An 18,751-nucleotide genomic window follows, 5' to 3' on the forward strand; every position below is an offset into this window, starting at 1 on the left:
ACCGATATGAGCCCCGTTCTCGCCGGCGTCCTCCAGATGCTCGCCCTCATAGCGGCACTGGCACTCGCCTATCGTCCCCTCGGCGACTACATGGCCCGGGTCTACTCCTCCGACAAGCACCTGCGCGTCGAGAAGTGGATCTACAAGGGCATCGGCGCCAATCCGAACACGGAGATGCGCTGGCCCGCCTACCTTCGCGGGGTCCTCGCCTTCTCCGCGGTCAGCGTTCTCTTCCTCTACCTGCTGCAGCGGATCCAGGGCCATCTGCCCGGCTCGCTCGGATTCGCGTCCATCGACCCGGACCAGGCCTTCAACACGGCCGCGTCGTTCGTGACCAACACCAACTGGCAGTCGTACTACGGCGAACAGGCCATGGGCCATGTCGTGCAGACCGCCGGTCTGGCCGTGCAGAACTTCGTCTCGGCGGCCGTCGGCATCGCCGTCGCCGTGGCCCTCGTTCGGGGCTTCGCCCGGTCCCGCACGGGTGAGCTGGGCAACTTCTGGTCCGACCTGGTGCGCGGCACGATCCGCATCCTGGTTCCGGGTGCCGCGATCGCGGCCGTGGTGCTGGTGGCCTGCGGTGCGATCCAGAACTTCTCCGGCATCCACGAGGTCGGCCAGTTCATGGGCGGTTCCCAGCAGTGGAACGGCGGCGCGGTCGCCTCGCAGGAGGCCATCAAGGAGCTGGGCACCAACGGCGGCGGTTACTTCAACGCCAACAGTGCCCACCCCTTCGAGAACCCGAACCCGTTCAGCAACCTGTTCGAGATCTTCCTGCTGCTGGTGATCCCGTTCGCGCTGACCCGCACCTTCGGTGTGATGGTCGGCTCGGTGAAGCAGGGTTACGCGATCCTCGCCACGATGGCCACCATCTGGATCGGCTTCACCGCCCTGATGATGGCGACCGAGTTCCACCACCACGGTCCGGCCTTCGACCTGGCGGGCGGGGCGATGGAGGGCAAGGAGACCCGCTTCGGCGTCGGCGGCTCGTCGATCTTCGCGGTGGCGACCACGCTCACCTCGACGGGCGCGGTGAACTCCTTCCACTCGTCGTTCACCGGCCTCGGCGGCGGCATCACCATGCTGGGCATGCAGCTGGGCGAGATCGCGCCCGGCGGCACCGGCTCCGGCCTCTACGGCATGCTGATCATGGCGGTCATCGCGGTGTTCATCGCCGGCCTGATGGTCGGCCGCACGCCCGAGTACCTGGGCAAGAAGATCGGCACCCGCGAGATGAAGCTCGCCGCCTGCTACATCCTCATCACCCCGGCGCTCGTGCTGATCTTCACCGCGGCCGCGATGGCCCTGCCCACCCCGGGCCACTCGATGACCAACAGCGGCGCGCACGGATTCTCCGAGATCCTCTACGCCTACACCTCGGGCGCCAACAACAACGGCTCGGCCTTCGCCGGCCTGAACGCCGACACGCAGTGGTTCAACACCACCATCGGTCTCGCGATGCTGCTCGGCCGGTTCCTGCCGATCGTGTTCGTCCTCGCGCTGGCGGGCTCGCTCGCCGAGCAGCGACCGGTGCCGGCCACGGCAGGCACGCTGCGGACCGAGAAGCCGCTGTTCACCGGTCTGCTGGTGGGCGCAATCCTGATCATCACCGGTCTGACCTACTTCCCGGCCCTCGCTCTGGGCCCGCTCGCCGAGGGGCTGGCGTCATGACCACCCGCACAGACAACCAAGAGGACACCGTGTCCACGACTACTCCCACTCGGGCGCCGCACAGCGATGTGCCGACCGGCCACAAGGACGAAGGAAAGGTCGGCGCGGGTCTCTTCGACCCGAAGCAACTGCTGAAGTCGCTGCCGGACGCCTTCCGCAAGCTCGACCCGCGGGTGATGGTCAAGTCGCCCGTGATGTTCGTGGTGTGGATCGGCTCCGTCCTGACCACCGTGTTCTCCTTCCAGCACCCGGGGGACTGGTTCGGCTGGGCGATCAGCGCCTGGCTGTGGCTGACCGTCGTCTTCGCCAACCTGGCGGAGGCGGTCGCCGAGGGCCGCGGCAAGGCGCAGGCCGACACCCTGCGCAAGGCCAAGACCGACACCGTCGCCCGCCGTCTGGTGAACGGCTTCGAGGAGCAGGTGCCCGGCACCGAGCTGAAGATCGGCGACCTGGTGGTCTGCGAGGCGGGCGACATCATCCCCGGCGACGGTGACGTCGTCGAGGGCGTCGCCTCGGTCGACGAGTCGGCCATCACCGGCGAGTCCGCGCCGGTCATCCGCGAGTCCGGCGGTGACCGCAGCGCGGTCACCGGCGGTACGAAGGTGCTGTCCGACCGGATCGTCATCAAGATCACGACGAAGCCGGGCGAGACCTTCATCGACCGGATGATCGCTCTCGTCGAGGGCGCGGCCCGGCAGAAGACCCCGAACGAGATCGCGCTGAACATCCTGCTCGCCTCGCTCACCATCGTCTTCCTGCTGGCCTGTGCCACGCTGCCGCCCCTGGCGAACTACGCGGGCACACACCTGACGATGGTCGTGCTGGTGGCCCTGCTGGTCTGTCTGATCCCGACCACCATCGGCGCCCTGCTCTCCGCGATCGGCATCGCCGGCATGGACCGGCTGGTCCAGCGCAACGTCCTGGCGATGTCGGGCCGCGCGGTCGAGGCGGCCGGCGACGTCTCCACCCTGCTGCTGGACAAGACCGGCACCATCACGCTCGGCAACCGGCAGGCCGCCGAGTTCCTGCCGGTGAGCGGCACCACGGAGGCCGAGGTCGCCGACGCCGCCCAGCTGTCCTCGCTCGCGGACGAGACCCCCGAGGGCCGCTCGATCGTCGTCCTGGCCAAGGAGAAGTACGGGCTGCGCGAGCGCCACCAGGGCGAACTGGCCGGCGCCGAGTGGATCGCCTTCACCGCCCAGACCCGCATGTCCGGCGTGGACGTCGACGGCCGGAAGATCCGCAAGGGCGCGGCCGGTTCGGTCATCGCCTGGGTCGCCGAACGCGGCGGCGAGGTGGCCGAGGACGCCACGGAACTGGCCGACCGGATCGCGGGCGCCGGCGGTACGCCGCTGCTGGTCGCGGCCGAGGACGCCGACGGTGCCCGGGTGCTGGGTGTCATCCACCTCAAGGACGTCGTCAAGGACGGCATGCGGGAGCGGTTCGAGGAGCTGCGCCGGATGGGCATCAGGACCGTCATGATCACGGGTGACAACCCGCTGACGGCGAAGGCGATCGCCGAGGAGGCGGGCGTCGACGACTTCCTCGCGGAGGCCACTCCCGAGGACAAGATGGCCCTCATCAAGCGGGAGCAGGCGGGCGGCAAGCTCGTCGCGATGACCGGCGACGGCACCAACGACGCCCCGGCCCTGGCCCAGGCGGACGTCGGGGTGGCGATGAACACCGGTACGTCGGCCGCCAAGGAGGCCGGCAACATGGTCGACCTCGACTCCAACCCCACCAAGCTCATCGAGATCGTCGAGATCGGCAAGCAGCTCCTCATCACCCGGGGCGCGCTGACCACGTTCTCCATCGCCAACGACGTCGCGAAGTACTTCGCGATCATCCCGGCGCTGTTCGCGGCGGTCTACCCGGGCCTGGACAAGCTCAACATCATGCACCTGTCCTCGCCCGACTCCGCGATCCTCTCGGCCGTCATCTTCAACGCGCTGATCATCATCGCGCTGGTACCGCTTTCGCTGAAGGGCGTGCGCTACCGGCCGGTGAGCGCCGACAAGATGCTCCGGCGCAACCTGGGGATCTACGGCCTCGGCGGCCTGATCGCCCCGTTCATCGGCATCAAGATCATCGACCTGCTCATCTCCCTCATCCCCGGAATCGGCTGATCGGCTATGAACAACTCGGTTACGAACACAGCCCGGTTGCTCTGGGCATCACTGCGCGCGCTGCTCGTGCTCACCGTCGTGACGGGCGTCGTCTACCCGCTCGCCGTCACCGGGGTCGCCCAGGGCCTGTTCAGCGACAAGGCGAACGGCTCGGAGATCAAGGCGGACGGCAAGGTCGTCGGCTCCTCCCTCATCGGCCAGGCCTACAACCTGCCCCTGAAGAAGGGCCAGGAGACCCCGGAGCCCGATCTGAAGTGGTTCCAGGGCCGCCCGGCCAACGGTCTGGGGACGAACTCGGTCAACACGCAGTACCAGCTGATCCTGTCCGGTGCCACCAACCGTTCCGGTGACAACGCCGACCTGATCAAGTGGGTCAAGGACGCCAAGGCCGCAGTCATCAAGGACAACTCGGTCAACGGCTACACGGTGAAGCCTTCGGACGTGCCCGCCGACGCGATCACCTCCTCCGGCTCCGGCCTCGACCCGGCCATCTCCCCGGCGTACGCCGACATCCAGGTGCACCGGATCGCCGAGAAGAACGGCCTGTCCGTCGCGCAGGTGCAGAAGCTGGTCGACGAGCACACCCAGGGCCGCACCCTCGGCTTCATCGGCGAACCCCGTGTCAACGTGCTCCAGCTCAACATCGAGCTCAAGGAACTCGTGGCGAAGAGCTGATGGCCTTACCCGTGTTCCGCGGGAGTCGGCGGACCGGGGCTGCACAGCCCCGGTCGTCGGCTCCCGCGTTCGCGCAGCCGGTGAAGCTCCGGCCCTTCGCACCTCAGGAAAGGCGCACTACGATGACCCGAGTGCTCGTGGTGGAGGACGACCCACAGCTCGTACGAGCCCTCGTCATCAGCCTGCAGGCGCGCCGCTACGGCGTCGACCCGGCGCCCGACGGCACCACCGCCCTGCGCCTGGTCGCGGCCCGGCAGCCCGACGTCGTCGTGCTTGACCTGGGGCTGCCCGACATGGACGGCACGGACGTCATCCGGGCCCTGCGCGGATGGAGCCGCGTACCGATCCTGGTGCTGTCCGCGCGTCGGTCCTCCGAGGAAAAGGTGGCGGCACTCGACGCCGGCGCCGACGACTACATCACCAAGCCCTTCAGCATGGACGAACTGCTGGCCCGGCTGCGCGCCGCCGTCCGCCGCACCGCGGATGTTCCGCTCGTCCCTGGCACGACACTCGTCACGACGGACGGGTTCACGATCGACCTGCTCGCCAAGAAGGCGACACGGGGCGGACGCGACGTACGCCTCACTCCGACCGAATGGCATCTGCTCGAGATCCTGGTCACCAACCCCGGGCGGCTCATCACGCAGAAGCACCTGCTGCAGGTGGTGTGGGGGGACTCCCGCAGCAACAAGACCAACTACCTGCGGGTCTACATGGCCCAGCTGCGCCGCAAACTCGAAGCCGATCCCGCCCATCCCCGGTACCTGATCACCGAGCCCGGCATGGGCTACCGCTTCGAGAACTGACCCCTACTGCGGGAGGGCGAGGGCCCGGGTCGGCTGTGACAGGCGTCGTCGGCAGATGAGCGCATCCCAGGGTGAGGAAGGCGAGCCGTGTTCGCTTTCTTCTTGCTGTTCAGGGCCGGTCGTCGGGCTCGGCTGTCAGAACCTTGTCCGCGGCGCCGGCCCGGGAGACCCCGTCGACTGCCACACAGATTCCGAAGACGCGGTCGTGGCTGGTCCAGCCGTTGACGTGGCCCCGATTGTTGCTGATCTGCACGCGCTTCCTCGCCGGATCGAGAGACGACACCAGATGCAAGTACACGGTGCCGGCGACACGAGCAAGGACGACGTCCCCGACCGCCAGCTTCGACGGGTCGACCGGAGCCACAGCCACCAGCTGCCGGCTGCGTATCAACGGGACCATCGAAGAGCCGCTCGGCCGGAACTCGACAGTGTCCCCACCCGCAACCCTGGCTGCCACTGCGTCCAATGCGCCCATCCGGTAATCGTGGCGGATTCGGCTGAGTCGTCCCACCGATTTTCGCCCCGCCAACAGGGCGAACGTTGCCTGATGCGGTAGTGGAGGAACCGACGCCTCGCCGGACGGGGTCCGAGGACCCTTTGCCGGCATCGTCGGGTGTGTGGTGCCGTACCGGCTGAGCCTGTGAGCGGCCTGGGGGGGCTCAGCCGGTACGGGGTTACAAAAGTCCGTCGGCGATGGTGCCGAGGGACAGTGCCGGCAGGAAGTTCAGCAGCGCCAGGATGACGGCCGCGGCCGTGGCCAGCACGACGAAGTTGACGCCCTGGGCGCGCAGTGTGCCGACCGTGACGACGCCCGGCTGCTGCTTGGCCAGCCGCCCGGCCAGGGCCAGCACGGCGACCATCGGGAGATAGCGCCCGGCCAGCATCGCGACCACCATCAGAAGGTTGTGGAAATCGGTGGCCCCGTTGAAGCCCGCCATCGCGCTGCCGTTGCTGTTGGTGTTGCTGGTGTAGGCATAGATCAGCTCCGTCAGGCCGTGCGCCCCCGGGTTGCCCATCGAGGTCTGCCCGTCGCCCGCGGCGAGCGCGACGCCCGTGCACGCCAGGATGACGGTGGGCGGGATGAGGGCGTACACCACGACCCAGCGCATCTCACCGAACCCGATCCGCTTGCGCAGGTACTCGGGCGTGCGGCCGACCATCAGACCCCCGATGAAGACGGCCACCAGGACCACCACGATCAGGCCGTACAGTCCGCTGCCGGTGCCGCCGGGCGCGATCTCGCCGAGCATCATGGCGGACAGCAGTACCCCGCCGCCGAGACTGGAGAAGCTGTCGTACGAGGCGTTGGCCGCGCCGTCGGCCGAGCCCGTGGCCGCCACGCCGAACAGTGTCGAGCCGGGGATGCCGAATCGGGTCTCCGTGCCCTCGTACTGGCCCCCGACCGCCTGGGTGACCGTGCCGGTGTGCGCGGACTGGGCCAGCGTCGCGGCCGCCAGGAGCAGGCCGAAGAGGATGCCGACGACCGTCAGGAGGGTCCAGCTCTGCTTCAGGCTGCCGATCAGCCTGCCGAACATGCGGATGCAGGCCGTCGGGATCAGCAGCATCAGCACGATCTCGAAGGCATTGGTCCAGGCGCTCGGATTCTCGAAGGGATGGGCGCTGTTGGCGTTGAAGACGCCGCCGCCGTCACCCGAGAACAGCTTGACCGGCTCCCAGGATCCGACCGGTCCGTCGAGGATCGTCTGCCGGGCGCCCGCGACCGTGGTGACGGTGTGACCGGCGCCGAGGCTCTGGATCACCCCGCCCGCCATCAGGATCAGACCGCCGACGACCGCCATCGGCAGCAGCACGCGGACGGTCGTACGCAGGAGGTCGACCCAGAAGTTGCCGAGGTCGTCGGTGCTGCGCCTGATCAGACCCCGTACGAGGGCCAGTGCGACGCAGATGCCGACCGCCGCCGAGGCGAACGCCTGGACGCCCAGACCCGCCATGACCGCGAGGTGCCCGGTGGCCGACTCACCGGCGTAGTTCTGCCAGCTCGTGTTGGTGGTGAAGGAGACGGCGGTGTGCAGTGCGAGCCGCCACGGCATGCCCTCGTGGCCCGTCGACCACGGCAGTTTTCCCTGGAGGGTGAAGACGGCGAAGAGTGCCGCGATGCTCGCGACGGAGAAGGCGAGGAGGGCGGTGAGGTAGTGCCGCCAGGTCTGTTCCTTGTCCGGGTCGATCCCGCACACGCGGTAGAGGGTCTTCTCCCCACGCCAGTGCGTCCCGCCGTCGAGGGCTCGGGCCATGTAGTCACCGAGCGGGACATGCAGCCCCACCACCACGGCGAGGACGAGTGATGCCTGGATCCAGGCCGCCATGATCAGGCTCCCTGCTGAGGATAGGCGCGGTCGAGTGCGATGTTCAGCTCCACGACATCGACACCGGGCTCGCCGAGAACGCCGAGCGTGCGGCCGGTGGTGTACTGCGCGATGAGTTTGCGTACGTCGGCTGTGCTCGTGCCGCGCTCGCGCGCGACCCGGGGTGCCTGGAGCCTCGCGTACGCCGGGCTGATGTCGGGGTCGAGTCCGCTGCCGCTCGCGGTCACGGCATCGGCGGGCACGACCGGGTCGGCCGGCGCGTCGCCGCGTACGGGGACGGTCACGGCGCGGCTGTAGTCGGCGCCGGGTTCGGCACAGGTGACGCGAACTCCCTTGTACGTGGCGAGGAACGGCCTCGCCGGGCACTCCTGGTTGAGGCTGACGGCCCGGTCGACCCTGCCGCTCGTGCCGCCGTCGTAGAAGACGCCGAGAACCGCGCCCACGCCGTCCGGCGTGCAGAACGGGCGGGAGCCGTCGACGCCTTCGAGCTCGCCGACGGCCTTGCTGCGCCCGCACACCTGGGTGAGCAGACTCGGCTTGTCCTTGCTGTCGACGACCGACTCGGGGCCCTGGTTCCCGGCTCCGGACGCGGTGGCGTCGTAGCCCGTGCCGGCGTTGGAGGGCCGGGACTGGAAGTACCGCTCGAGCGGGTTGCCCTTGGCGTCGGTGAAGGACTGGCCGATCAGGGCGGAGCCGGCGTCACTGCCGTCGGCGCCGGTCACCCGGGATGTGCCGTTGAGCCCGGGGACCTGGGCAAAGGCCGTCATGGCCAGCGGATAGGCGAGGCCGGTCACCAGGGTCAGCACGAGGACCACCCGTAGTGCCGCGAGGTGCTGGGCGAGCCAGTGCGGGATGCGTGTCATGGTCAGATTCCCGGGATGAACTGCACGAGTGCGAAGTCGATGAACTTGATGGCGAGGAAGGGCGCGACGACGCCGCCGAGCCCGTAGATCCACAGGTTGCGGGTGAGCAGGGCGGAGGCGGAGGACGGCCGGTAGCGCACGCCGCGCAGGGCGAGCGGGATCAGTGCCACGATGATCACCGCGTTGAAGACGACGGCGGAGAGGATCGCGGACAGCGGCGAGTGCAGGTCCATGATGTTGAGGCGGTCGAGCCCCGGATACACGGCGGCGAACACGGCGGGCAGGATCGCGAAATACTTGGCGATGTCGTTGGCGATCGAGAAGGTCGTCAACGCCCCGCGGGTGATGAGGAGCTGTTTGCCGATCTCGACGATTTCGATGATCTTCGTCGGGTCGGAGTCGAGGTCGACCATGTTGCCGGCCTCCTTGGCGGCCGACGTGCCCGTGTTCATCGCGACGCCGACGTCCGCCTGGGCGAGCGCCGGGGCGTCGTTCGTCCCGTCGCCGGTCATCGCGATGAGGTGACCGCCGGCCTGCTCCCGCTTGATCAGCTCCAGCTTGTCCTCGGGGGTGGCCTCGGCCAGGAAGTCGTCGACACCGGCCTCCTGGGCGATCGCCCCGGCCGTCACCGGGTTGTCGCCGGTGACCATCACTGTGCGGATGCCCATCCGGCGCAGTGCGTCGAAGCGCTCGCGCAGGCCGGGCTTGACGACGTCCTTGAGGTGGATGACGCCGAGGACCTCGGCCCCGCCGTCGCTCGTGGACTCCGCCACGACCAGCGGCGTACCGCCGGACGCGGAGACCTGCCGGACGGTCGCCTCCAGTGCGGGCGCAACCTTGCCGCCCTGCTCGCACACCCAGGCCGCGACGGATGCCGCCGCGCCCTTGCGCAGTCGCTGCCCGCGGGGCAGGTCGACTCCGGACATGCGGGTGGCGGCGGTGAACGGCACCCACTCGGCGCCGTCGGCGACTCGCTCGGTCAACTCGTGCTTGTCGTAGGCGAATTCGACGACGGAACGGCCCTCAGGTGTCTCGTCGGCCAGGCTCGACAGCAGCGCCGCCCTCGCCAGCCGTTCCACGGAGACGGCTCCGACCGGCAGGAAAGCGCTCGCCCGCCGGTTGCCGAAGGTGATCGTGCCCGTCTTGTCGAGCAGCAGGGTGTTGACGTCGCCGGCGGCCTCGACGGCCCGTCCGGACATGGCCAGAACGTTCCTCTGCACCAGCCGGTCCATGCCCGCGATGCCGATCGCCGAGAGCAGCGCGCCGATCGTCGTCGGGATCAGACAGACCAGGAGCGAGACCAGCACGATGGCGGTCACGCCGTTCGCGTCGAGCGCCGCGGTGTCGTGCGCGGCGGCCATCACGTCCTTGGAGAAGATCGCCATCGGCTGGAGGGTGACGACCGCGACCAGGAAGACGAAGGTCAGCATGACCAGAAGGAGGTTGAGGGCCAGCTCGTTGGGGGTCTTCTGCCGGTTGGCGCCCTCCACCAGGGCGATCATCCGGTCCAGGAAGCTCTCCCCGGGCTCCTGCGTGATGCGCACGACGAGCCGGTCGGAGAGCACCCGGGTGCCACCGGTGACCGCGCTGCGGTCGCCGCCCGACTCGCGGATGACCGGCGCCGACTCACCGGTGATCGCCGACTCGTCCACACTCGCGGCGCCCTCGATGACGTCGCCGTCACCGGGGATCAGTTCCCCGGCCGTCACGGACACGATGTCGCCGCGCCGGAGCTCGCCGGCGGCGACGGGTTCCTCGACGTACGCGTCGTCCGCGACGCCGGGCGCCCAGTGGGCGAGCCGCCACGCGGTGGTCTGCTGTCGCGTTCTGCGCAGTGAGTCGGCCTGCGCCTTGCCACGGCTCTCCGCCACGGCCTCGGCGAGGTTGGCGAAGATCACGGTGAGCCACAGCCAGCCGGTGATCAGCCAGCCGAAGAGAGTGGGGTGGCACACCGCGATGCCCGTGGTCAGCGCGGCACCGACCTCGGTCACGAACATGACCGGGTTCCGGAACAGGGTCACCGGATTCAGTTTCGTGAACGCCTGCGGGAGCGCGCGCCACAGCTGCGCCGGATCGAGCATCCCGGCGCCGACCCGGCGCGGCGGCTGCCGGGTCACGGGGGGAGGGGAGTCCGGCACGGGCGCGGGCAGGGTCCGGACGGGGGCGGTCATCAGAACTTCTCCGGCTTGATCAGGGCGACGATCAGGTAGGCGAGGAGGGAGACGGCCACGATCAGGCCGATGCTGTTTTCGACGGTCATCGAGATTTCGTTCTCTTGAATGAGTGGCTGGAGTGGGGATGCGCGTGAGCTTTCGGGCGTGCGCGCCGTGCTGCCTCCGCCGGGGCGGAAGTCCCGACGGAGGCCAGGAGACGGAGGGCGGCGGAGGGACGCGGAGGATCAGAGCCCGATGTCGCGGCGGCTCATGTCGTCCAGCGACTCGCGGCGTACCAGGACACGGGCGCTGCCGTCGCGGACCGCGACGACCGGCGGCCGGCCGACGAGGTTGTAACCGGACGCCATGGACAGGTGATAGGCACCGGCCGCGGGGACGGCCAGGAGATCTCCGGGGCGTACGTCCCCGGGGAGAGCCACCTCGTCCGCGAGGACGTCACCGGCCTCGCAGTGACGGCCCACGACCGTGACGAGGCGGGGCGCGGCGCTGGAGGTACGGCCGATCAGCCGGGGTGCGTAGCGCACCCCGTACAGGGCGGGCCTCGGGTTGTCGCTCATGCCGCCGTCGACGGCGACGAAGGTGTGCTCCCCGGTGCGTTTGACGGCGAGGACCCGGTAGACGGCGACGCCGGCGGGGCCGACGATCGCGCGACCGGGTTCGAGGGTGAGCCGGGGGACGGGCAGCCCGGCGCGAGCGCAGCCGTCCTCGAGCTCGGCGCGGACCCGGCCGGCGAGGACACCGATGCTCAGGCTCTCCTCGCCGGGGCGGTAGGCGATGGCGTGACCGCCGCCGATGTCCAGCTGAGGCAGGGTGATCCCGTGCTGGTCGCGGATCCGGGCCAGCAGCCCGACCATGCGGCGCACGGTGGCGACGTACGGTTTCACGGAGGCGATCTGCGAGCCGATGTGGCAGTGCAGGCCCACGAGTTCCAGGTGCGGCTGGCCGAGTATCCGGGTGACGGCGTGCTGCGCGGACCCGTCCGTGATGGACAGCCCGAACTTCTGGTCGTCGGTGCCGGTGCGCACCTTGACATGCCCGCCCGCGGCGATGCCGGGAACCACCCGCACCAGGACCTTCTGGCGGCTGCCGGCGGGTGTGATGGCCGCCAGCCGGGCGATCTCCGAGGTGCTGTCCACGACGATGCGTCCGACACCGAGCCGGAAGGCCGTGAGGAGGTCCTCGGGGCTCTTGGCGTTGCCGTGCAGCAGGATCTTCTCCGGCGGGAAGCCGGCGGTGACGGCGAGCGCGAGTTCCCCGGCGGAGCAGACGTCGAGGCCCAGGCCCTCCTCCTGAACCCAGTGCGCCATGGCCCGGGACAGGAACGCCTTTGCCGCGTAGACGACGTCGGCCTCGGGGAACGCCATGCGGTACGAGCGGCAGCGTTCACGGACCTCCTGCTCGTCGAGGACGTATACGGGGGTGCCGAAGCGGTCGGCGGCCTCGGCGAGGCAGACCCCGCCGACGGAGACGTCGCCGTGCGGTTCGGTGCGGGTGGAGCGGGGCCAGACGGACAGGCCGTCGGCGTCCCTGGTGTCGGCATGCGCCACGGTGCCCACAGGGCTGGGCAGTTCCCGAAGGGGCTGGTCCCGGAGGGGCTGGTCGCGGAGGGGGGCGTCCTGGATGGACATGGTGTCTCCTCGGCCGTTCAGCGGGAGTTCGGGGACGCGGCGACGGAGGTGTCGGTCACCCGCAGGGCGCCGGCGCTCTCGGGATGCCAGCGGTGCCAGGAGTTCTGCCGCTCACGGACGGTGGCCGTGGTGCGGTCGGCCGCGGGGGCGGAGAACTGCGGGTCGACGGTGAGGACCGTGACACCCAGGGGCGCGGCGAGCGCGCGCAGCGCGGGTCCGGAGAGCCTGATGCAGGCCTGCTCGGCGCCCAGCGTGGCGGTGAGCTTTGCCGCCGAGGTGAAGCCGACGGCCGTACGGCCGCCCAGGGGAGTGCGGAAGAACCGGGCCGTACAGCCCGCTGGCCCCGACCGGACAGGGACGAAGAGAGGTCCGGCCGGGAACCGTTCGGAAGGCTCGGGGTCCTCGGCGTACTCGACTGCAGACATGGTGCTGCTCCTCGAAGAAGGCGACGTGCGCCGCCCGGTCGGATCGGCCGGGCGCTGAGACGAAGCTATGCCCGCCCCACCAGGGCCGGGCCCCCTCACTGACGGATGCTTGACGCGCGGGCCGGTACCTATAACGCGCTGCTGACGGCTGCGGGGAACGCGCTGCTGACAGCCGCGGGGGCACCTGGTCGGCGCGGCTGCGGGGACACCTGGTCAGCGGCCTCGACCGCCGACGCGCCCCGGCCGCTCAGGATCTGTCGTCCGCCGCTTCCCGGGCGTCGAGCGACAGCCGCAGGCTGATGCGGCGGCGCAGGGAGACGAGTTCGTTCTGCAGGGGAGAGGGCGGTACCGCCAGCACCGGGCAGGTGGCGTGGGCGAGGCAGTATCGGGCGGCCGACGGGAACAGGACGCGCATCGCGCCCCGGGATCCCGCGCCTATCACCAAGAGGTCGTCGGCCCGGTCGGCGGTTTCGACCAGCGCACGCCCTGCCGCGCCCCGTACGATCAGGCCCTGGAACGGTACGGCGGGTCCCGCGTCGCCGAAGGCCGTGCCGAGAGCGGCGAGCAGTCGTTCGGCCGCATCCCGCCGCAGGTCGGCCGGCGGGGGCGAGAACATGGACCGCCCGTGTGCGACCTCGCCGCCCGGCGGTTCCCAGGCCAGCACGGCCAGCAACTCGCCACCGGTTCGGCGGGCCTCCCCCACCGCCCGGTGCAGAGCTGTCAGGCTCCCGAGCGAACCGCTCACTCCGACCACCACGCGCCGTCGCCCGCTGTCGTCCATCGTCCTTCACTCCTCGGTCCACGCCGTCCCGGACATTCGGGTTTCATCGAAGCGCCGGGAGAGGCCGGCGGACTGCCCTGTTGGCGTACGCCTGACATCGACGGACCGGTTCATGACGCGTCGTTGACGCCGTTCACGTCATCGTGCGCCGAGTCCGTGCAGGAAGGTGTCCGCGACGAGGTCCGCCGCCTGCGGGGCGTCCATGGAGGGGAAGTCGTGGGCGACGGTGTCGACGAGCCGGCCGAGGGCCGCGCGGGTCCAGTCCGCGTCGACGTCGGCGCGCAGATGGCCCTCGGCGGCGGCGCGCCGCAGGAACGTGTTCAGCCGCTCGCTGAGCGCGTCGCGGCGCTCGCGCGCCTCGGGGTCCTGCTGCATCATCCGCCGCGTGTCGACGGGCCACTCCCGGCTGACGGGAATGATCCCCTCCAGGTAGCGGTGCAGGGCCACGGGAACCGGGGCTTCGGTGAGGCGGGCCTCGTCCAGGACGCGTTCGGACGCGTCGAGCTTGGCGTGGAAGACCGCGCGCAGCAGTGCCTCTCGGCTCGCGAAGCGGCGATGGACGGTGGTCCGGTCCACCCCTGCGGCTGCGGCGATGGCCGCCATCGACGTACTCGGGTCCTCCGCGAGGAGGTGTGCCCCGGTGCGCAGGAGGGTGCTCAGGTTGCGGGCGGCATCGGCTCTCATGAGAGCGGAATCCTATCGGACTGTTGCACTTGTTTCATTAAGAGTTCCGTGATGGATGCGCTACATCATAAAACTGCAACACTGGTGTTGCGCTTCTTGAAATAAGAGCTACTTTCGAGTTGTTCTCCCGTCGCAGGACCCGGACGCGGAGACGGTCGTTCCGTCGCTCGGCAGTGAACGACCGGTCTCCGTCGACGACCGATCTCCCCTTGGAAGGAAGCAACCATGGCCACCCCCGCTCTGGAAGACGACCGCTACGCCGAGGCGCTCGGCCACGCGCAACGATTGCTCGGCATCCCGCTGGAGACGTTCCTCGAACCCGCTGCCGGTGAGCCCGCCAACGGTGCGGACTTCAAGCGGCTCGCCACCGTGCAGACCTTCGGCGCCGCCTGGCCCCGGAGCGAGATCCTCGACACCCGCACGCGCGCCCTGGTCTCCGTCACGATCGCCGCTGTCCTCGGCACCCTGGAACCCCTGCGCGGACAGCTCCGCATCGCACTGAACAACGGTGCCACGCCCGAGGAGATCGCCGAGGTGTTCATCCAGATCGCCGCGTACGCGGGAGCCGCGCGTGCCTTCGAGGGGTATCAGATCGCTTTGCAGGTGTTCGCCGAGGCCGCGCGGGACCAGGAGCCTGGAGCAACGGCCGGCGCCTGAGATTCCCGGGTCGGCCCGCCCGATGTTCTGGACTTGCTGGTCCATTTTTTCGCTCGTACGTTGACGCACATGCCCTGTGTGTCAGGGTCCCGGCCGGCCGGAGGCACTGCCGCCTTCAGCCGCCCGGGTCCACGGTGAAGAACGAATGCAACGGAGTGGATCATGTCGATGCGTCTTGAGGGCAGGACCGCCCTGGTGACCGGAGCGACCAGCAACATCGGGCGGGCGATCGCCGAAGCCTTCGCCGCCCAGGGGGCGCACGTGGCCGTCTCCGGCCGGAGCGCCGAACGGGGCAGGGAGGTCGTCGACGGGATTCGGGCGCGCGGCGGACGGGCCGATTTCGTGCAGGCCGACCTGGACGGCAGCGCCGCGGCCTCGCAGGCTCTGGCCGAGGAGGCGACCGGCGTCCTCGGGGACCGGATCGACATCCTGGTGAACAACGCCGGCATCTATCCCGCCGACTCCACGACGACGACCGACGAGAAGACCTTCGACCAGGTCTACGCGGTGAACGTCAAGGCCCCGTTCTTCCTGACGGCGGCCGTCGCCCCCGCCATGGTGGAGGCCGGCCACGGGTCGATCATCAACCTGGGTTCCTGGATCGCGCGCCTCGGCATCCCGGTCGGAGCGCTCTACAGCTCCACGAAGGGAGCCATGGAGACGCTGACCCGGGCATGGGCCGCGGAGTTCGGGCCGCAGGGTGTCCGCGTGAACGCCATCTCCCCGGGGGTGGTGCTGACGGCGGTCCCCGGAGAGGAGCACCCCGCCGAGGTCATGATGAAGGGCACCCCGGCGCAGCGGATGGGCAGCCCCGAGGAGATCGCGAACGCCGCCGTGTACCTGGCGTCCGACGAGTCCGCGTTCGTGCACGGCATCGTGCTCGACGTCGACGGCGGCCGCACCACGGTCGCGGTCGTGGCCGCCTGACCCCCGGTGCGTCTTGCGGCGCGGCAGCCGCGCGGAGAACTCCGGGAGGCGCAGGGCGTTCGGGTCACTGTGTGGTGCGGGCTGCCTGCTTCAGGTCGTCGATCCCCTGATCGAGAGCGGCGCGCAGGTGGGTGGACGATCCCGTCGACAACAGGATCGACACGCCTCCCTGGATCGCGGCCAGCAGTGACGCGGCCCGCCGGTCGACATCGAGGTCGGCGGGCAGGCTGCCGGCCGCCTGGAGCGCTCTGATGCCCGCCGCGAGGCTCTCCTGCCAGCGCCGCATCAGCTCGACCACGATCGCCCGTGTCCCGGGGGTCGAGCGGCCGATCTGGAGGAACAGCGACCCGAGCGGACACTGGTCGCCCTGGTCCTCGTAGCGCTTGACGACCACGTCCCGCCACTCGCTCCAGGCCTGCCACGAGTCGAGGCGGCCCAGGTAGGGCTGCTGGTCCTCCAGGACCTGGTCCGCCTCGAACCGGGCCACCGCGACGAGGAGTTCGTCCTTGCCCGCCGGGAAGTAGTGGAAGAGCTGGCTCTTGCTGCTGCGGGTGCGCACCATGATGTCGTCCAGGGTGGCCGACGCGACGCCCTTCTCCCGCAGGACCGCCGCGGCCCCCTCGACGATCCGGCCCCGCGTGGCCTTCCCCTTGGCCGTCAGCTCACCACGCACGTTCCGCACCTCCTGGGAATGGACCAGCCGGTCCATCGTAGGGGCCCGCGGGGAGCCCGCCCGGCCGCTGCGAGGCGAACGGCCAGGCGCGCGGAAGTCCCCGGCCGCCGCCGAAGCGCCTCACGCTCACGCGTGGAGCGAGGTCAGCCACGGCCGGCACGAGGTCGATCGAAGGGGCCCGGGGCAGCTCGGCTGGCGTCAGGGCAAGGGAAGTTCACAGGCCGAGGTCGGACAGGCCTGGGTGGTCGTCGGGGCGTGGGCCCAGTGGCCAGTGGAACTTGCGTTCGGACTCGTCGATGCGCAGGTCGTTGATGCTGGCGATGCGTCGCCGCATCAGGCCGTCTTCGTCGAACTCCCAGTTCTCGTTCCCGTAGGACCGGTACCAGTTTCCGGAGTCGTCGTGGCACTCGTAGGCGAACCGCACGGCGATGCGGTTGCCCTCGAACGCCCACAGCTCCTTGATCAGGCGATAGTCCAGCTCGCGCTGCCACTTGCGGGTCAGGAAGGCGACGATCTCCTCGCGGCCCTGGAGGAACTCGGCACGGTTGCGCCACACGCTGTCCGGCGTGTAGACGAGCGACACCTTCTGCGGGTCGCGGGAGTTCCAGCCGTTCTCGGCGCCGCGAACCTTCTCCACGGCACTCTCATGGGTGAAGGGGGGCAGTGGGGGCGTGGCGGCCATGCTGACTCCGATGCGAGGAGGGGGTGGGCTGCGCGTGCGGTCGGGTTCGGTGTCCGTCAACGCTGGCGGATCTCCACCAGGCGTGGGCCGGTGGCCGATGTGCCCTTGCGGATGTACTCGGTGAGGTCGTCCAGGGATTCGGCCCGGTGCGTCTCCACGCCGTAACCGCGGGCGATGTCCAGCACGTTGAGGCCGGAGATGTCGAGGTACTCACCCTCGGGGACGTGCAGGATCTCCGAGAACTCCTGCAGCGCACGGTACTTGGTGTTGACGCACACGACGAACGTCACGGCCACGCGGTGGCGTGCCGCGGTCCACAGGGCGGCGGGCGTGTACTGCATCGCGCCGTCCCCGATCAGCGCGACGACGGGACGGTCCGGGTTGCCCAGCCGCAGTCCGATCGCAGTTGGCAGGCCCCAGCCGAGACCGCCCGCGGCGCAGTAGAACAGCGACTTGGCGCGGGTGATGGTCAGCCGGTCGCGTACCAGGTCCGACGAGGTCCACTCCAGGGCGATGACGGTGTCGTCGCTCTTGCCGGCCTCGACCGCGTCGAGGATGGCCTCGGTGGTGAAGTGCGGTCCGCTGGTGTCCGCTCGGGCGATCGTGCGCTCCGCGGGCCAGGGGCGCCTGCTCGGGGCCGCCGCCGCGGCGATCCGGGCCAGGGCGTCGGTCGGGTCGCCGACCGAGATGTGCCCGAAGGGCGCGCGGGCCGCCTCGTCCGGGTCGTCGGTGACCGCGTACACGCTGACGCCCGGGCGCAGGAAGTCGTCCGTGCTCGGTGCGTGGTAGCGGAACACGGGCGCCCCGATACAGATCACCACGTCGTACGGTGCCAGTACGTCCGCGACGGCGCCCGCGGCGGACGGGAGTTGGCCCTGGTAGCAGCGGTGCCGTGTCGGGAAGGGCGAGCGGGGTGGGCTGGGTGCGATCCAGACGGGCAGGCGGGCGCGTTCGGCCAGCGTGATCGCGGCCTGGAACCCTTCCTCGGTGTCCGCGCCCGGCCCGAGCACCAGGGCGGGCGCGGATGCGCCGTCCAGGGCCTGGACCAGGGCGTCGAGTGCCCTGTGCGGGACCACCGGGGCGCCGTCCACGCTGCGTTCGAGCAGGTGCGTCAGCGCGCTCTCCTCGGCGGGCTCCGTCCAGTCGTCCAGCGGGACGGAAAGGTAGACCACCCCGCGGGGTGCGGAGCCGGCGAGCATCAGGCCCTTGGACACCAGGGCGGGCCCGTCCTGCGGACGCAGCGGCTCTCCCGACCATTTCACCAACGGGTCGGCGAGCTTGACCGGGTCGACGTTGGTCAGCATGGCGCCGACCGGGACGTAACGCCGCGCCTGCTGGCCGGCCATGACGACCAACGGCGTGTGGCAGTCCGCCGTGTTGGTCAGGCAACCCATGGCGTTGCCTGTGCCGGAGGCGGCGTGCAGGTTGAGGAATCCGATGCTGTCCGACGCCTGGGCGAAGCCGTCGGCGATGGCGATCGCGGCGCCTTCCTGCAGCACCAAGTAGTAAGGGATGTCGTCCGGAAGCCCGGTGAGGAAGGAGAGTTCGTTCGACCCCGGATTCCCGAACACCGCCTTCACTCCGTGGTGGCGAAGAATTCCGTAGAAGGCGTCGCTGACAGTGGCCAAAGCTAGCCCTTCGTGAAGCGTGACCGG

Annotated in this window: 18 protein-coding genes; 6 read left to right on the top strand and 12 right to left on the bottom strand. The window is 69.9% G+C overall.

The annotated features are described in order from the left end of the window. Positions 1-6: 6 nt before the first annotated feature. From kdpA (ACZ7OY_RS35135) to ACZ7OY_RS35150, 4 genes are all read left to right on the top strand, one after another. On the top strand, positions 7-1,671 hold the full coding sequence (gene kdpA, locus ACZ7OY_RS35135) for a potassium-transporting ATPase subunit KdpA (RefSeq protein WP_472249597.1): 1,665 nt from the start codon (positions 7-9) through the stop codon (positions 1,669-1,671). After that, positions 1,668-3,797 (top strand): potassium-transporting ATPase subunit KdpB, encoded by a 2,130-nt coding sequence (kdpB, locus tag ACZ7OY_RS35140; protein ID WP_472249598.1) that lies wholly within the window; start codon positions 1,668-1,670, stop codon positions 3,795-3,797. The genes kdpA (ACZ7OY_RS35135) and kdpB (ACZ7OY_RS35140) overlap by 4 nt, the downstream gene beginning before the upstream one ends. Positions 3,798-3,803: 6 nt before the next feature. Then, positions 3,804-4,472, top strand: a complete 669-nt coding sequence (locus ACZ7OY_RS35145; protein ID WP_472249599.1) for a potassium-transporting ATPase subunit C — start codon at positions 3,804-3,806, stop codon at positions 4,470-4,472. Between the two features lie 122 nt (positions 4,473-4,594). Further along, positions 4,595-5,278: a response regulator gene (locus ACZ7OY_RS35150; RefSeq protein ID WP_472249600.1), complete on the top strand. Its 684-nt coding sequence runs from the start codon at positions 4,595-4,597 to the stop codon at positions 5,276-5,278. Between the two features lie 109 nt (positions 5,279-5,387). Here ACZ7OY_RS35150 and ACZ7OY_RS35155 read toward each other — a convergent pair whose 3' ends face one another. From ACZ7OY_RS35155 to ACZ7OY_RS35195, 9 genes are all read right to left on the bottom strand, one after another. Further along, the gene (locus tag ACZ7OY_RS35155) at positions 5,388-5,753 is read right to left on the bottom strand and encodes a S26 family signal peptidase (protein ID WP_472249601.1); all 366 of its coding nucleotides are present in this window, start codon (positions 5,751-5,753) and stop codon (positions 5,388-5,390) included. A 199-nt stretch (positions 5,754-5,952) separates the two neighbouring features. Beyond that, complete coding sequence (gene kdpA / locus ACZ7OY_RS35160) at positions 5,953-7,602, bottom strand: potassium-transporting ATPase subunit KdpA (protein ID WP_472249602.1); 1,650 nt, start codon at positions 7,600-7,602, stop codon at positions 5,953-5,955. A gap of 2 nt (positions 7,603-7,604) precedes the next feature. Continuing rightward, entirely contained in the window at positions 7,605-8,465 is an 861-nt protein-coding gene (locus tag ACZ7OY_RS35165; RefSeq protein WP_472249603.1) for a potassium-transporting ATPase subunit C, read from the bottom strand. Between the two features lie 2 nt (positions 8,466-8,467). Beyond that, the gene (gene kdpB / locus ACZ7OY_RS35170) at positions 8,468-10,636 is read right to left on the bottom strand and encodes a potassium-transporting ATPase subunit KdpB (RefSeq protein ID WP_472249604.1); all 2,169 of its coding nucleotides are present in this window, start codon (positions 10,634-10,636) and stop codon (positions 8,468-8,470) included. After that, positions 10,636-10,725, bottom strand: a complete 90-nt coding sequence (kdpF, locus tag ACZ7OY_RS35175; protein WP_472249605.1) for a K(+)-transporting ATPase subunit F — start codon at positions 10,723-10,725, stop codon at positions 10,636-10,638. Before kdpF ends, kdpB (ACZ7OY_RS35170) begins: the two co-directional genes overlap by 1 nt. Positions 10,726-10,863: 138 nt before the next feature. After that, entirely contained in the window at positions 10,864-12,267 is a 1,404-nt protein-coding gene (gene lysA / locus ACZ7OY_RS35180) for a diaminopimelate decarboxylase (RefSeq protein WP_472249606.1), read from the bottom strand. A gap of 17 nt (positions 12,268-12,284) precedes the next feature. Continuing rightward, positions 12,285-12,692: an SAV_915 family protein gene (locus ACZ7OY_RS35185; RefSeq protein ID WP_472249607.1), complete on the bottom strand. Its 408-nt coding sequence runs from the start codon at positions 12,690-12,692 to the stop codon at positions 12,285-12,287. A gap of 247 nt (positions 12,693-12,939) precedes the next feature. Next, the gene (locus ACZ7OY_RS35190) at positions 12,940-13,473 is read right to left on the bottom strand and encodes a universal stress protein (protein ID WP_472249608.1); all 534 of its coding nucleotides are present in this window, start codon (positions 13,471-13,473) and stop codon (positions 12,940-12,942) included. Positions 13,474-13,611: 138 nt separating this feature from the next. Beyond that, positions 13,612-14,157, bottom strand: coding sequence for a TetR/AcrR family transcriptional regulator (locus ACZ7OY_RS35195; RefSeq protein WP_472249609.1), 546 nt, complete (start codon positions 14,155-14,157; stop codon positions 13,612-13,614). 225 nt (positions 14,158-14,382) lie between these two features. On the opposite strand from ACZ7OY_RS35195, the gene ACZ7OY_RS35200 reads away from it, so the two are divergent. Both ACZ7OY_RS35200 and ACZ7OY_RS35205 read left to right on the top strand, forming a co-directional pair. Next, positions 14,383-14,814, top strand: coding sequence for a carboxymuconolactone decarboxylase family protein (locus ACZ7OY_RS35200; protein ID WP_472249610.1), 432 nt, complete (start codon positions 14,383-14,385; stop codon positions 14,812-14,814). A gap of 162 nt (positions 14,815-14,976) precedes the next feature. After that, positions 14,977-15,741 (top strand): SDR family NAD(P)-dependent oxidoreductase, encoded by a 765-nt coding sequence (locus tag ACZ7OY_RS35205; RefSeq protein ID WP_472249611.1) that lies wholly within the window; start codon positions 14,977-14,979, stop codon positions 15,739-15,741. A gap of 64 nt (positions 15,742-15,805) precedes the next feature. Here the strand turns inward: ACZ7OY_RS35205 and ACZ7OY_RS35210 are convergent, their stop codons facing one another. The 3 genes from ACZ7OY_RS35210 to mdlC all read right to left on the bottom strand — a co-directional run bounded on the left by ACZ7OY_RS35210 (position 15,806) and on the right by mdlC (position 18,724). Beyond that, entirely contained in the window at positions 15,806-16,414 is a 609-nt protein-coding gene (locus ACZ7OY_RS35210) for a TetR/AcrR family transcriptional regulator (RefSeq protein WP_384720669.1), read from the bottom strand. Between the two features lie 214 nt (positions 16,415-16,628). Further along, positions 16,629-17,096 (bottom strand): nuclear transport factor 2 family protein, encoded by a 468-nt coding sequence (locus ACZ7OY_RS35215; RefSeq protein WP_472249612.1) that lies wholly within the window; start codon positions 17,094-17,096, stop codon positions 16,629-16,631. A gap of 56 nt (positions 17,097-17,152) precedes the next feature. After that, positions 17,153-18,724 carry a benzoylformate decarboxylase gene (gene mdlC / locus ACZ7OY_RS35220; RefSeq protein WP_472249613.1) on the bottom strand — a complete coding sequence of 524 codons (1,572 nt, stop codon included), beginning with the start codon at positions 18,722-18,724 and terminating at the stop codon, positions 17,153-17,155. Positions 18,725-18,751: the final 27 nt, after the last annotated feature.

Source organism: Streptomyces sp. NPDC107559, from assembly GCF_055657365.1.

Excerpts from the sequence above, each read along its gene's own strand:
- ACZ7OY_RS35205 (WP_472249611.1), top strand. The coding sequence starts at position 14,977 with ATGTCGATGCGTCTTGAGGGCAGGACCGCCCTGGTGACCGGAGCGACC.
- ACZ7OY_RS35190 (WP_472249608.1), bottom strand. The coding sequence starts at position 13,473 with ATGGACGACAGCGGGCGACGGCGCGTGGTGGTCGGAGTGAGCGGTTCG.
- ACZ7OY_RS35195 (WP_472249609.1), bottom strand. The coding sequence starts at position 14,157 with ATGAGAGCCGATGCCGCCCGCAACCTGAGCACCCTCCTGCGCACCGGG.
- ACZ7OY_RS35200 (WP_472249610.1), top strand. The coding sequence starts at position 14,383 with ATGGCCACCCCCGCTCTGGAAGACGACCGCTACGCCGAGGCGCTCGGC.
- kdpF (WP_472249605.1), bottom strand. The coding sequence starts at position 10,725 with ATGACCGTCGAAAACAGCATCGGCCTGATCGTGGCCGTCTCCCTCCTC.
- ACZ7OY_RS35150 (WP_472249600.1), top strand. The coding sequence starts at position 4,595 with ATGACCCGAGTGCTCGTGGTGGAGGACGACCCACAGCTCGTACGAGCC.
- ACZ7OY_RS35215 (WP_472249612.1), bottom strand. The coding sequence starts at position 17,096 with ATGGCCGCCACGCCCCCACTGCCCCCCTTCACCCATGAGAGTGCCGTG.
- ACZ7OY_RS35155 (WP_472249601.1), bottom strand. The coding sequence starts at position 5,753 with ATGGGCGCATTGGACGCAGTGGCAGCCAGGGTTGCGGGTGGGGACACT.
- kdpA (WP_472249602.1), bottom strand. The coding sequence starts at position 7,602 with ATGGCGGCCTGGATCCAGGCATCACTCGTCCTCGCCGTGGTGGTGGGG.
- kdpB (WP_472249604.1), bottom strand. The coding sequence starts at position 10,636 with ATGACCGCCCCCGTCCGGACCCTGCCCGCGCCCGTGCCGGACTCCCCT.
- ACZ7OY_RS35165 (WP_472249603.1), bottom strand. The coding sequence starts at position 8,465 with ATGACACGCATCCCGCACTGGCTCGCCCAGCACCTCGCGGCACTACGG.
- lysA (WP_472249606.1), bottom strand. The coding sequence starts at position 12,267 with ATGTCCATCCAGGACGCCCCCCTCCGCGACCAGCCCCTCCGGGACCAG.
- kdpA (WP_472249597.1), top strand. The coding sequence starts at position 7 with ATGAGCCCCGTTCTCGCCGGCGTCCTCCAGATGCTCGCCCTCATAGCG.
- kdpB (WP_472249598.1), top strand. The coding sequence starts at position 1,668 with ATGACCACCCGCACAGACAACCAAGAGGACACCGTGTCCACGACTACT.
- ACZ7OY_RS35145 (WP_472249599.1), top strand. The coding sequence starts at position 3,804 with ATGAACAACTCGGTTACGAACACAGCCCGGTTGCTCTGGGCATCACTG.
- ACZ7OY_RS35185 (WP_472249607.1), bottom strand. The coding sequence starts at position 12,692 with ATGTCTGCAGTCGAGTACGCCGAGGACCCCGAGCCTTCCGAACGGTTC.